Here is an 11,738-nt window from a genome sequence, read left to right as displayed (position 1 = left end):
TCACACGGCCCAGCAGGAGCAGCCGAGTGCGCCGAAGAAGCCCTTGAGATCGGCGATCGGCAGCTTTGACGTCCAGGCGCCGGCATGGTCGTGTCCATGCACGCCGCAATTGCTGGCGCAGCCGCACGCGGTGATCGCCGTGCGGCGGAGCGAGTTCTTGCCGGCACCATCGGGCTCGCCCCAGGCGGCATAGCCGCCGAAGGTGCGAACCGGCGACCAGTCGGGCATCGCCGGCGGCACCGGATTCTCGTCGTGGGAAGCGAAGTCGCCGGCCGCATAGACGACCTTGCCGCCGACCATCGTCAGCTCCGAGGTCAGGAACGAGATCTCGTCCTCGGAACAAGTGAAGTAATCCTTGTTCGGCACGATCAGGTCGGCAAACTGTCCCGTCTCGATCCGGCCCTTCTTGCCCTCCTCGTTGGAGAACCACTGCACCTTCTCGGTCCACATCCTCAGCGCCGTCTCGCGATCGAGGCAGTTGGCGCGCGGATAGAGCTGCAGGCCGCCGATGGTCTTGCCGGTCACCATCCACGACAGCGAGACCCAAGGGTTATAGGAGGCGACGCGGGTGGCATCGGTGCCGGCGGACACGTTGACGCCCTTCTCCAGCATGCGCCTGATCGGCGGCGTCGCTTCGGCCACGCCGTGGCCGTAGCGCTCGACGAAATATTCGCCCTGGTAGGCCATGCGGTGCTGGGTGGCGATGCCGCCGCCAAGCGCGGCGATCCGGTCGATCGAGCGGTCGGAAATCGTCTCGGCATGGTCGAAGAACCAGTTCAGGCCGTCGAGCGGGATATCCTTGTCGACCTTCTCGAACACGTCGAGCGCGCGGCTGATGGTTTCGTCATAGGTCGCATGCAGCCGCCAGGGCCAGCGGTTCTCGGCCAGCACCCGCACGACCTCTTCGAGTTCGCCCTCCATCTCCGGCGCCATCTCCGGGCGCGGCTGGCGGAAGTCCTCGAAGTCGGCGGCCGAAAACACCAGCATCTCGCCGGCGCCATTGTGGCGGAAGTAGTCGTTGCCCTGCTTGTATTTGACCGATGAGGTCCAGTTCAGAAAGTCTTGCTTCTCTTCCTTCGGTTTCTGGGTGAAGAGATTGTAGGCCAGGCGAACGGTCAGCTGATCGTCGTCCGACAGTTTCTGGATGACGGCGTAGTCGTCCGGATAGTTCTGGAAGCCGCCGCCGGCGTCGATGACGCTGGTGACGCCGAGCCGGTTGAGCTCGCGCATGAAATGGCGGGTGGAGTTGACCTGGTAGTCGAAGGGCAGCTTCGGTCCCTTGGCCAAGGTCGAATAGAGGATGCCGGCATTGGGCTTGGCCAGGAGCAGCCCGGTCGGGTTGCCGTTGGCATCACGGGTGATCTCGCCGCCCGGCGGGTTGGGCGTGTCCTTGCCATAGCCGACGGCCCTGAGGGCGGCGCCGTTGAGCAGCGCCCGGTCATAGAGATGCAACAGGAACACCGGCGTATCCGGGGCGAGCGCATTGATCTCGTCGATGGTCGGCAGCCGCTTTTCGATAAACTGGTGTTCGGTAAAGCCGCCGACGACGCGCACCCATTGCGGCGCCGGCGTGATCGCCACCTGGCGCTTCAGCATCGCCATCGCATCGGCGAGCGAACGCACGCCGTCCCAGCGCAGTTCCATGTTGAAGTTGAGGCCGCCGCGCACGACGTGGGTGTGGTTGTCGTTGAGGCCCGGCAGCACGCGCTTGCCCTTGAGGTCGATCACCTGTGTGCCCGGGCCGGCCAGCACCATGATCGTCCGCTCGTCGCCGACGGCCAGGAACTTTCCGTCCTTGATGGCAACGGCGCTTGCCGTCGGGTTGGCGCGGTCGAGCGTGGTGACAAGGCCGTTGTGCAGGATCAGGTCGGGCGTCATCGAGGTGTCTCCAGTCTGTTGGGCGTGTGTCGCGGTTGCCCTACCCAAGGCTAGGGCGGCGGCGGTTGCACCGAGAAACGAGCGTCGTGTCGGCATTATGCTGGTTCCTATCTATGGAGTTGCTGCCCGGCGCCCGAATACCTACGCCGTGGTCGCGGAGCCAGAAGGAAGATGGCAGGATCGACATGCCGCCGCACAGCAGATGACGGCGCCAATGTCAGGGGAAAGGAGCGGGTAAAATACCTGCGAAGGGGGGCGCCAAGCTGCCCGCAAAGTCACGCGATCAACGAACTGGCTGTCGAGCGGGCAGACGGCGCCAAGGTAGGTGAGATCAGAAGGCTGCGGGACGGTGGCGTAGCTGCCAGGATCATCGGCTTCTCCCAGATCAGTTGCCGGTTGCGGGACTGTTTCTCCAATATTGCTTTTATTCTACGCAGTTTCTTGTCGGGAATGTCTGCCTTTTGAAGATTCTCACGTTTAAGCAGCGAAATCTAACTCTGTGGACGTCCGGACGTTTTTCCCTGAACTTATCGCTGGTTGCGCCGCCAAGGTCGAGCTGGGGGCGAAGGCTTGTTCATCGTGCTTACCTTCATGCAGCCAACGGTCGCTCCCGTTTGGCCGATTCAGGTGCGCCGGTCACGCCTGAAACGAGCAGGCGTGATGCCCGCTATCAGGGAAAAGCTTCTGGTCAGATGGCTTTGGTCGGCAAAGCCACAGCGAATGGCGATTTCGGCGATTGGCAGATCCCGGAGCAGCAATTCCTTGGCACGGGCTATGCGGTATTCGGTGAGCCAGCGTAGTGGTGTGCGGCCGAAGCTCGCCTTGAAGGCTTGTATAAAGTAGCTCCGAGACAGCTCGCAGCTTTTTGCGAGCTCCATCATCGATAGGTGCCCGTCGAGCTGCGCGGCCAGGTACTCCAACGCGTGCTTTTCCTGCCAGGGAGCCAGCGTGCCCTTGCGCTCGCCCGGAAAATACAACCCGCCGTATTTTTGCACGAGATGTGTCATGATGGCGAGCGTGACTTGATCGACGAATAGCCGACTGGCCTGTTTTGGCCGCTCCAGCGCGGGCAGCAGCGCGTGGGCGAGGCCGAGAATGACGGTGTCGACTGTACCAGGAGGGCATTCGAAGCCCGTGAGGTCGGGCCGCCCGATTTCGGTGGCGAAGTCGCGCACATGCCGAAAGGGAATCCGGAAGCGCACGTTGTCGAAGGGCGATAGATGATGGCAGCGCCATTCCTCGCGCAGGTCCGTGATGGCAAGCGCCCCCTCGGGGTGGCCGCCTTCGAAAATCAGCGACGTACCACGCCAAAGCCGATGTAACCGAAAGTCGCGCAATTGCGTGATAATGCAGAAGGCGTCCTCGCGTGCGTTGGCCGGGCTTGGTGCTAAGTCTTCCCGATCGGACTTCAACCGCATTATGGAGATGGGAGACGCATCGACGATCGATCGGTGTATGGCGTCCGGCTCCTGGGGCTTTTCTGGGGCGGACTCCCTGTACATCGTGCACTCCCAACTAACAGCGAACGAAAGATTGCCCAACTTTCTTCGTTGAAGCAATTGGACTAATGGAGGCCTCGCCGCCGCCAAACTGAAGGGGTAACGCCAGTTTCACCGACAAATACCCTCTCAAAATGTCCGAGGTCGTCGAATCCGCACGCATGCGCAACGTCCTCCAGCGAGAGGGCATGGATGGCAAGGTGTGATTTCGCCCTGCCGATTTGCGTGGCGATTGGGCGTAGCGTGGTTCCGGGTTCCTCCCGCATAAGAGCCCCTTGCGCCTTGCCAGCGCTTCCCTCGATCGGCTCGCCATACCGGTGCAGGAGGTGGGCGCAGATGGCGACCGCCACGGGTCGCAGGGACGCCGGTGCCGTTCCGGTGCCGGCAAAAAATGCAAGCAGCGCGGTACCGAGATTGCGAAGCACCGAATCCGGTTCGCCGCGACGGCAGATCAGGCGTCGTCGTCCGATTTCCGGCGATAGCTCCGCAGTCTCGCTGAAAAGGGCTTTGGGTAGCACAAAGGCCAGCGAGCGCAGCCGACTGTTGAGGCGAATGGCCGCCCCGTCCGCGAGATCCACGAGGCAGATCGTACCGCGCGCGAAGTGGCGAACCTCGGTGCAGGAGCCATCCGCCCGAATGTCGGCGTGTTCGGCGTCGTCCAGATAGAGCATGAGGAAATAGGACTCGGAGACAGGGAGCCGAACGTCGTTTGCTTCATCGGCCCTTGCTTCATCGGCCTTGGGTTCCCGGCAAATACTGGTCACGGAAAAGGTCGCGTCGCGGATTGGTACAGTGGTCAAGCATGGGGCCTCAGGCGTTCCGAAGCAGACGCCCACGCATGCCATGTCTTTGCTATTTAAGTTCAAGGACAATCCCTTGGCGACATTTAAGGAACGATCTTGCAGAAGCAGGTTCTGCGCCCGGACTGTATTCCAGGCTGGGCCAACGTGCAACGCGAAGACCGATTGAACTCGCGTTCAACGAGAATTGTCGAGATCGGCTCCGACGTCTTTCGCCTCGTCTATGTCCGCAGTTTGCCTGCCAGGAACGAGACGAAGCGTCGGACCTTTACCGCGATATGGCGATTGGCCGGATAGACCGCTTGCAACTGTACTGTGCTGATATGCCAGTCGGGGAGGAGACGTACCAACCGGCCCTGCCTGAGGTCTTCGCCAACGATAAAGTCGGGCAGGAGGACGATACCGACTCCCAGCAAGGCGGCGTCGCGCAGGCCAAGGCTGTGATTAAGCTCCAGCCGGGGCACGATGGGAATGCGAAACTCCTCATCGTTCCTTCTGAACGGCCAGATCCGCCCCCATCGTAATTCGGCGAAGTGTAGGCAGAAGTGGTGTGCCAGGTCGTGCGGCGTCTTCGGCGCACCATGCTCGGCTAGATAGGCGGGTGACGCGGAAATCACGAGTGACGATGTCGCCAGTTGCCGAGTGATGAGATTGATGTCGACTTCGAGGCGACCTCGGATTGCAAGGTCGAAGCCATCCTCGACCAGGTTTACGGCCCGATGCGACAGGTCCAGTTCGATGGACACGGCCGGGTTGAGCTTAAGGAACTCCGAAACTGCCGGCACGATCACCAGATGCCCGAGATCGGGCGGCGCTGACACCCGCAACCGTCCAACGGCTTCCTTCTGGAACGAGGTTGCCGTCCGTTCCGCCTCCCTTATCTGCGGCAGGATGCCCGAAAGCGCTTCACGGTAAGCGGCGCCCGCCTCGGTAAGAACGATCTTGCGCGTCGATCTCTGAAAGAGGCGGATGCCGAGGCGATCCTCGAGCTGCCTGACCTGGGCCCCCACCGTCGCGCGCGACATGCCCAGTTCGTCCGCAGCCTTGGTAAAGCTGAGGTGGGTGGAAACCGTCAGAAAGGCGGCAATCCCGTCAAGCGGATCCAGCGATTTCATGAGCGCGATTATCCGTTCAATGATGCCAAGTCATCGCTCTTATCATGAGACGAAGCACAAAGTAATCGATGGGTGTCCTCAAGCAGAAGGAGACCCGACATGAAGACATTCACTTACGCGGCGGTATCGCCGCCGGGACATGGAATGCCGGCAGCGGCGTTCGGCAACCACGTGATACGCATGATGGCCGACAACACAGGCGGCGCGCTGGGCATGCTCGAGGCCATCGTGCCGCCCGGGGAAGGCTCGCCGCTTCATGTGCACGAGCGCGAGGACGAGTTCTTCCGCGTCCTGTCCGGTTGCTTCGGCTTCTGGTGTGGCGGCGACTATGTCGAGTTGGCGGAGGGGGGCTGCATCGCACTGCCGCGCGGCGTGCCGCATCGCTTCCGGAACATCGGAGAGACGGAAGGCCGCCTCATGGTCGTCGTGACGCCGGGCAGGTTCGAGAATTTCTTTCCAATCATCGACCTCTGCAAGCCCGAAACGCCCGAGGAGATCGCCTCAATCGCGATGGGTTTCGGCCTGACCTTCCTGCCCGAGGGCAGTCGCAAGGTCGCCTGATCCGGCGGCAGACCGCCCCAAACGTAGTGCCGACAAACTCGACAACGGTCCATCGAAAGGAGACCGAAGGATGACACACGCGCCTTCACACGAAATCGGAATGAGCCTGACCGCCGGCCAGTTGGACGCCTATCTCGCGAGGATCCGGGTAGACCGGCCAGTTTCTCTCGACCTTCAAGGCCTGTCGAAACTTCACCGCGCTCACCTCATGACCTTCACCTGGGAGGCGCTGGATGCCTTCATGGGATGGCCGTCCTCAATCACTCCGGCATCCGCCTTCGCCAAGATGGTGGAGGGCAGGCGCGGCGGCTGGTGTTACGAGATGAACGGTCTCTTCGGCGCAGCACTTGACGCGCTCGGTTTCCGGGTAACCCGTCTTTGCGGTGCCGTCGACCGCGAAAGGCTGGGCAACATCTCCATCGGCAATCATCTGACCCTGCGTGTCAATCTCGACCGCCCCTATCTTGCCGAGGTCGGCGTGGCCGACGCCATCGTCGAACCCGTGCCGATTGCTGTCGGACCGTTCAGCCAGCGCGGCTTCAATTTTTCGATCATGCCGGCGGAGGATGGCTGGTTGCGCTTCAAAAACCATGTGCACGGCATCGCACACAGCTTCGATTTCCGTGCCGATTACAGCTGCGAGGCCGCCATGGCCGCCACGCATTCGTGGCTGATGCGGGACCCCGGGTCGCCATTCACAAACGCGCTGGCAGTGCTGCGTCATACCGCGGACGGTTATGTCGCCCTGCAGAATGATTGCTTGCGCACGGTCACGCCGGGCAGCGTTCGCGAACATCGCATCACAAGCGCGGACCATCTCGCGGACACGTTTGACACCGTTTTCGACCTCGAGATTCCCCGGCCTGAGCGAATCTGGGACAAGGTCCTGGCGATTGGCCGCGACAAGGCGGCCTGAAGGCGCGGCACCAATATTCTGGGGTTCGAAAAAAAACATCTATCCTTCGCGCAGTCTAGCGAATATTGCCGCGCTTTCGCAGGGGCATCGGCACGACCTCGGCAGATCGAGTGGGCTGTTCCATCACATCGGCGGGCTTGCCGTCGGTGTCCTGGCCGCACGCCGCATTGCCCATACGCTCGTCCCCGGGCCAAGCCGGTGACGGCGTGATCATCCGGAGTAATTCCGGACGCAGACCGTCGCCGCGCTGAGCGGCGATGGAATGCAAACCTCGTAGCAATGTCATCATGGCTCGACCCTCCGTCGTGATGCGGCAGCGGCCTTCAGGCCGCGCTGATGGTCCTCAGGGCCGTGGGATTGTCGCAGGCGCCACACGCACGGTTTCACACTGACGGCGGGCGGCGGCGATTTGTTGCCAACCAAGCTCCTGCGCATCGTGGATATTAGAGGGGTCCATTTGCAGCTCCGTCGGATTGCCAACGACGATACGGCTGCTTCTCGGGCACATGCGCTCCGAAAACTGCTTTCAAATCGAAATTGGCCGTTCACACCGGACGAGACGCTGACGACCAGCATTTCGATTTGAAAGCAAGGACCGGAGAGTGGCGCAATGCATCAGCTTCTAAACTCGTTTCACAACGAATGAAGAAGGTAAGACGATGCGTGAAACTATTCGATTTGCATGGGGCGCCAGTTCCCTCGGCGACTTTGTTGTCGCCATGTCGAACAAAGGGATTGTGGTGCTTGAATTTAGCTCGATGCGCACCGCGATGGAGGATTCGTTGAGTATCCGATTTCCGGAAGCCGAGCTTGAACGCGCCCAGCACGAACTTGCCGACGTGATCGAAACCGTGGCCGGCGCGATCGACGATCCGGCCAAGGTTTGCGATCTGCCACTCGATCTGCGTGGGACGCCGTATGAGGTCCAGGTCTGGTTCATGTTGCGGGAAATTCCTGCTGGCCAGACCACGAATTATGGGGCGCTCGCGGCCAAGCTCGGTTCGCGTGATCCGCGGGATGTAGCGGCTGCGATCGCCAACAACCCGATCGCCGTGATCGTGCCGTGCCATCGCGTCATCAAGAAGGATGGCTCGATTTCCGGTTATCGATGGGGTGTCCGCCGCAAGCGTGCTCTTCTGACCCGCGAGCAGCGCGCCACGGAGGAATGAGATGTCAGATGTTCGTTCCGCGGTCTCGCCGTGCGGGCGTATCGCCGAGCCGCTGCAGGTCATCAGGCTGTCGATCGATTCCGTAGATGCGGCCCGTCGGCAATTCCCAGGCTACAGGTTGACGCGGCTGGTGGGGGCGCGGCTTGAGCTGGATGAAAAAGACATCGACCGGCTCTCTGACATGCTCGGGGTCGATCTCCTGCGGCCCGTGGCGGGCGCGTCGAAGCCGTTCGACCATCATTTGCGCCATGTGATCGCTCTCTACGAGCTTAGCGCTCTGTTTCGCGATGACGGGCACGCACCCTACCATCATGCGATCCGGCCGACCGGCTACGACTACCATCGAGACGAAGTGGACCCGTCCGGCATGGAGCTATGGCGGGCCGACTATCGCGTGATGCCGGATGTCAGGCAAATGATGGCCGCCTCGATCCGATGGCTCCATAGGGCAGGGAAGGACAATGTCTGGCTGCGGCGGGTGCCTTGCACCTGACACGCCGCCGAGGCGATTGCCTGCCTGCGCGCCAACGGCGCGTTTGAGGATTGGGCTCGGCTCTATGCGCTTTATCCCGGGTGGTAGTTGCGGCGGTCCGCTCTGGCTGCAGGCCAGGGGCTCCGAAAGGGCGGCCGGCGCTGCGAAAACTGCGGCGCCGGCATCGCGGGTTCATCGCGCGTCGTGGAAAATGATCCCGACGGTGTGACGCATGCCGGATCGGACGCGGCTGACACCGTGGCGCAGGTTCACGCGGTAGTTTCCCTTCGTTCCCTGGACCGGACGATTGTGGACGGCGAAGGCGACGGCGTCGCCCTGTCTGAGCGGCACGACCTCGACGCGGCTTTGCATGCGCGGCCGCTGTTCGGTCAGTGCAAATTCGCCACCTGTGAAGTCGCGGCCCGGCTCGGAGAGCAGGATCGCCACCTGGATCGGGAAAGCGAGATCGCCGTAAAGGTCCTGGTGAAGGCAGTTGAAGTCGCCGGCAACATATTGCAGCAGCAGCGGCGTCGGCCGGGTCTGGCCGGCATCGTGGCATTGCTTGAGGAATGCGGCATGCTCGCCGGGAAACCTCTGGTCCAGTCCCATCCGTTCGTTCCACACGTTGGCGACATCGGCAAGGCGCGGGTAGAGCGCCGTGCGGATACCGCCGATGAGATCGGGCAGCGGATATTTGAAATAGCGATACTCGCCCCTTCCGAAGCCGTGCCGCGCCATGATGATATGGCTGCGGAAATGGCTTTCGTCGACGTAGAGCGACGCGACGCTGCTGCATTCCTCGGGTGTCAGAAGTTGGGGAAGGACGGCGCAGCCGAAGCCGTCGAGCTCGCCGGCGAGCGCCTTCCAGTCATAGGCAGCAATCCGTGCCGCCGCGGACGCATCCGCAGAGGCCGGGACCATGTCGATCGCAGTCTTGTTCATACCGTGGTTTCCTTCTCTATGAGGGTGCGTTTGCGCTCAAGGCCCCAGCGATAGCTGGCGAGGTCGCCGTTGGTACGCACGACCCGGTGGCACGGAATGGCGAGCGCAATGGGGTTGGCGGCGCAGGCGCCGGCGACGGCGCGCGGGTTCGCGAGCGGACCAATCCACTTGGCGAGTTCGGTGTAGCTCACCGTCCGGCCGACGGCGATGGCCTTCAGCTTTTCCCAGACGTGGCGCTGAAACGGCGTGCCGTGCATGTCGAGCGTCAGCTGAAGGCCGCCGGATGGCTTGGCGATAAAGCGCAGGACTTTCGCAACGTCGTTCTTCACCATAGTTTCGCGCGCGATTAGCGTGGAGTGCGGGAAGCGATCGGCAAGATCCGCCTCCAGCTCTTCGGCGTTGTCGCCGAGCAGGATCGCGCATACGCCCTTGGCGCTGCGCGCGACCAGCACCTTGCCGAGTTCGCAGTCGGCAACCGCGTAGGAGAGAACGCCGGCGGCCGTCGAAGGGGAATTCTGCGGCGATTGCGGCCGCAGCGCGTCAGTCTTGATAATGAGGTTCATCGTCGTAGCTCCTTGTTCTGTCCTCACGATCGAGACTACTTTTCCGGTCATGCTGCCGAACTCCGATCCTTGCTTTCAAATCGAAACTCTGCTCGCGCTGATGCAAGAGAATGAAGAATGCCGGGCACGGCCGATCAGGCGAGTCTGAGGATGGTGGTTTCTGCGAGAAGATAGATCTCGCCGGAGGTGAGGCGGGCTTCGACCTCGCCGTGGTCGCACATCTCCAGCTCGGCATAGCCGGCGGCCACGAGTTGGCCGACATACTTCATCACCAGCGCCTTATCGGGTCGCCTGGAGTAGCGAGCATGTCAATCGCGTCCTGGGTTCCGGGCAGTTTGCGCCGGCTTGCCTTGGCGTCGAATCCGCCCCGCGAAAACATCAGCGTCGGTTCCTTGTCTTAGCCGTTGCGCGTCGGATCGCGAAAATCCGAAAATCGCATATGGACTTTCCGACTAACTACACACTTGGCCATGGGTTCGTTCTGGCGGCACTCCGTTTGTTGTCATCAAACTGAAGAAAGATGAGTTATAACGCTCCCCGGAAAGTGAGATTGATGCGCATCCGTCCGACAGTCTCATGGACGCCATCCTTCAATTCGGGCACGCCGTGATAGAAGAGCCGCGACGGGCCGCCCCAGACCGCCACGTCGCCATGCCGCAGCGCGTACTTCTTCACAGGATCATTCCGCTTCAGGCCGCCGAACTGGAAAGTCGCCGGCAGGCCGAGCGAGACCGACACGATCGGATTGGCGAAGTCGCGTTCGTTTCTGTCCTGGTGCAGCGAGAGGCGGGCGCCCGGCTCGTAGCGGTTGATCAGGCAGGCGTCAGGGCGGAAGTCCGGATAGCCCGCCCGTGTCGCCGCCTCGACAGCCAGATCGAGGAAGCATTCCGGCATGGCCGGCCAGGGACGGCCTGTTTCCGGATCGTTGCGATCGTATCGATAGCCGGTACGATCCGTGACCCAGCCGGCCGTGCCGCAATTCGTCATCGCCACCGACATGGTGAAGCCGCCCGGTGTGACCATATGTCGGAATGGCGACTGGCTGGTGATGTGGCCGAGCGCGGCGAGCAGATCCTTTTCATAGGGAAGTGCTGCGCCGCGAAGCAGCATGGCCCCCTCCGCCATGATCTCGGTTGCGGGATCGGCGGGGGCAAGCATGTCAAACAGATCGGGCATCTTCGGGCCTATTGCGTATGGTGATGATCGATGGGTGAAAGGCGGGCCGGTAGCCTGCAAGGAGCGCCATGACCGTCGATGGTGGTGTCAGGAGCCAATCGGCGTCGTGGAGGATTTTGGGCCTGTCGTAGCCGTCATTGGCCCAGCGATACGCGAGGCCGGCGCGCAGCGTGTAAGCCTCATCCTTGGCCACAACGACCGCGCCGTCAGGCAGGTCGGACAACAGAAGGGCGATCGGATGCAAGCGCTTGTGGCCGCGATCGAGGCGCTCGGCATGCAGTACGGAATCCATATGCGTAGCCGAAGGAGGCGCCTCTTTCTTCGCCGACGCCCAGCAGGCCCGGAAGCGTTCCGCGGCTTCGCGCCGGCAGAGGAAGCAGGGACGATGGCCGGCGGCGAACGCCACGGCCTCGTCGAGGAAAAACAGCTCCGTCCAGCTCCGGCGCGCCATCACGTCCCGGCGCCAACCCTTGAATTCGCAGGCGCAGACGAGCCAGGTTTTTGTTGCCCAGCGCCTGGCCAGCAATGTCTTCGTTGCCGGATCGTGGATGATGCCGCGATTGCCGGTAAACAGCCCGCGCTGAGTAATGGCGACGATATCACCGAAGGGCGTGACGCGGTTTTGAAGGGGCATGATGTACTTTCCG

The 11,738-nt window shown here is 62.1% G+C and carries 14 protein-coding genes; 4 read left to right on the top strand and 10 right to left on the bottom strand.

The features are described 5' to 3' along the window. From ACTJKM_RS34355 to ACTJKM_RS34340, 4 genes are all read right to left on the bottom strand, one after another. Complete coding sequence (locus ACTJKM_RS34355; RefSeq protein WP_440660204.1) at positions 1–1,974, bottom strand: amidohydrolase; 1,974 nt, start codon at positions 1,972–1,974, stop codon at positions 1–3. A gap of 527 nt (positions 1,975–2,501) precedes the next feature. Then, the gene (locus ACTJKM_RS34350; RefSeq protein WP_440661834.1) at positions 2,502–3,380 is read right to left on the bottom strand and encodes a helix-turn-helix transcriptional regulator; all 879 of its coding nucleotides are present in this window, start codon (positions 3,378–3,380) and stop codon (positions 2,502–2,504) included. Between the two features lie 62 nt (positions 3,381–3,442). Next, complete coding sequence (locus tag ACTJKM_RS34345; protein WP_440661833.1) at positions 3,443–4,243, bottom strand: helix-turn-helix domain-containing protein; 801 nt, start codon at positions 4,241–4,243, stop codon at positions 3,443–3,445. A gap of 155 nt (positions 4,244–4,398) precedes the next feature. Then, positions 4,399–5,292, bottom strand: a complete 894-nt coding sequence (locus ACTJKM_RS34340) for a LysR family transcriptional regulator (RefSeq protein WP_440661832.1) — start codon at positions 5,290–5,292, stop codon at positions 4,399–4,401. 99 nt (positions 5,293–5,391) lie between these two features. On the opposite strand from ACTJKM_RS34340, the gene ACTJKM_RS34335 reads away from it, so the two are divergent. Continuing rightward, positions 5,392–5,853, top strand: coding sequence for a cupin domain-containing protein (locus ACTJKM_RS34335; RefSeq protein ID WP_058322577.1), 462 nt, complete (start codon positions 5,392–5,394; stop codon positions 5,851–5,853). A 100-nt stretch (positions 5,854–5,953) separates the two neighbouring features. After that, the gene (locus ACTJKM_RS34330) at positions 5,954–6,769 is read left to right on the top strand and encodes an arylamine N-acetyltransferase family protein (protein ID WP_440661831.1); all 816 of its coding nucleotides are present in this window, start codon (positions 5,954–5,956) and stop codon (positions 6,767–6,769) included. A gap of 55 nt (positions 6,770–6,824) precedes the next feature. Here the strand turns inward: ACTJKM_RS34330 and ACTJKM_RS34325 are convergent, their stop codons facing one another. Next, complete coding sequence (locus ACTJKM_RS34325; protein ID WP_058322575.1) at positions 6,825–7,058, bottom strand: hypothetical protein; 234 nt, start codon at positions 7,056–7,058, stop codon at positions 6,825–6,827. Positions 7,059–7,551: 493 nt separating this feature from the next. On the opposite strand from ACTJKM_RS34325, the gene ACTJKM_RS34320 reads away from it, so the two are divergent. Both ACTJKM_RS34320 and ACTJKM_RS34315 read left to right on the top strand, forming a co-directional pair. Then, positions 7,552–7,938 carry a methylated-DNA--[protein]-cysteine S-methyltransferase gene (locus ACTJKM_RS34320; RefSeq protein WP_440661830.1) on the top strand — a complete coding sequence of 129 codons (387 nt, stop codon included), beginning with the start codon at positions 7,552–7,554 and terminating at the stop codon, positions 7,936–7,938. A 1-nt stretch (position 7,939) separates the two neighbouring features. Further along, entirely contained in the window at positions 7,940–8,431 is a 492-nt protein-coding gene (locus tag ACTJKM_RS34315) for a hypothetical protein (protein WP_440661829.1), read from the top strand. Positions 8,432–8,602: 171 nt separating this feature from the next. Here the strand turns inward: ACTJKM_RS34315 and ACTJKM_RS34310 are convergent, their stop codons facing one another. From ACTJKM_RS34310 to ACTJKM_RS34290, 5 genes are all read right to left on the bottom strand, one after another. After that, positions 8,603–9,352 carry a 2OG-Fe(II) oxygenase gene (locus ACTJKM_RS34310; protein WP_112948626.1) on the bottom strand — a complete coding sequence of 250 codons (750 nt, stop codon included), beginning with the start codon at positions 9,350–9,352 and terminating at the stop codon, positions 8,603–8,605. Next, positions 9,349–9,915: a methylated-DNA--[protein]-cysteine S-methyltransferase gene (locus tag ACTJKM_RS34305; RefSeq protein WP_440661828.1), complete on the bottom strand. Its 567-nt coding sequence runs from the start codon at positions 9,913–9,915 to the stop codon at positions 9,349–9,351. Before ACTJKM_RS34305 ends, ACTJKM_RS34310 begins: the two co-directional genes overlap by 4 nt. 134 nt (positions 9,916–10,049) lie before the next feature. Further along, positions 10,050–10,184 (bottom strand): hypothetical protein, encoded by a 135-nt coding sequence (locus ACTJKM_RS34300; RefSeq protein WP_440661827.1) that lies wholly within the window; start codon positions 10,182–10,184, stop codon positions 10,050–10,052. Between the two features lie 256 nt (positions 10,185–10,440). Next, positions 10,441–11,091 (bottom strand): DNA oxidative demethylase AlkB, encoded by a 651-nt coding sequence (alkB, locus tag ACTJKM_RS34295; RefSeq protein WP_058322570.1) that lies wholly within the window; start codon positions 11,089–11,091, stop codon positions 10,441–10,443. Next, entirely contained in the window at positions 11,075–11,725 is a 651-nt protein-coding gene (locus tag ACTJKM_RS34290; RefSeq protein WP_058322569.1) for a hypothetical protein, read from the bottom strand. Before ACTJKM_RS34290 ends, alkB begins: the two co-directional genes overlap by 17 nt. Positions 11,726–11,738: the final 13 nt, after the last annotated feature.

The organism is Ensifer sp. 22460, assembly GCF_052044935.1.
Taxonomy (GTDB): domain Bacteria; phylum Pseudomonadota; class Alphaproteobacteria; order Rhizobiales; family Rhizobiaceae; genus Ensifer.
The sequence above is the reverse complement of the archived record's forward strand: the minus strand, read 5'-3'. Positions and strand labels throughout refer to the sequence as shown.

Excerpts from the sequence above, each read along its gene's own strand:
- ACTJKM_RS34330 (WP_440661831.1), top strand. The coding sequence starts at position 5,954 with ATGAGCCTGACCGCCGGCCAGTTGGACGCCTATCTCGCGAGGATCCGG.
- ACTJKM_RS34355 (WP_440660204.1), bottom strand. The coding sequence starts at position 1,974 with ATGCCGACACGACGCTCGTTTCTCGGTGCAACCGCCGCCGCCCTAGCC.
- ACTJKM_RS34340 (WP_440661832.1), bottom strand. The coding sequence starts at position 5,292 with ATGAAATCGCTGGATCCGCTTGACGGGATTGCCGCCTTTCTGACGGTT.
- ACTJKM_RS34305 (WP_440661828.1), bottom strand. The coding sequence starts at position 9,915 with ATGAACCTCATTATCAAGACTGACGCGCTGCGGCCGCAATCGCCGCAG.
- alkB (WP_058322570.1), bottom strand. The coding sequence starts at position 11,091 with ATGCCCGATCTGTTTGACATGCTTGCCCCCGCCGATCCCGCAACCGAG.
- ACTJKM_RS34325 (WP_058322575.1), bottom strand. The coding sequence starts at position 7,058 with ATGATGACATTGCTACGAGGTTTGCATTCCATCGCCGCTCAGCGCGGC.
- ACTJKM_RS34315 (WP_440661829.1), top strand. The coding sequence starts at position 7,940 with ATGTCAGATGTTCGTTCCGCGGTCTCGCCGTGCGGGCGTATCGCCGAG.
- ACTJKM_RS34290 (WP_058322569.1), bottom strand. The coding sequence starts at position 11,725 with ATGCCCCTTCAAAACCGCGTCACGCCCTTCGGTGATATCGTCGCCATT.
- ACTJKM_RS34310 (WP_112948626.1), bottom strand. The coding sequence starts at position 9,352 with ATGAACAAGACTGCGATCGACATGGTCCCGGCCTCTGCGGATGCGTCC.
- ACTJKM_RS34350 (WP_440661834.1), bottom strand. The coding sequence starts at position 3,380 with ATGTACAGGGAGTCCGCCCCAGAAAAGCCCCAGGAGCCGGACGCCATA.
- ACTJKM_RS34335 (WP_058322577.1), top strand. The coding sequence starts at position 5,392 with ATGAAGACATTCACTTACGCGGCGGTATCGCCGCCGGGACATGGAATG.
- ACTJKM_RS34300 (WP_440661827.1), bottom strand. The coding sequence starts at position 10,184 with ATGAAGTATGTCGGCCAACTCGTGGCCGCCGGCTATGCCGAGCTGGAG.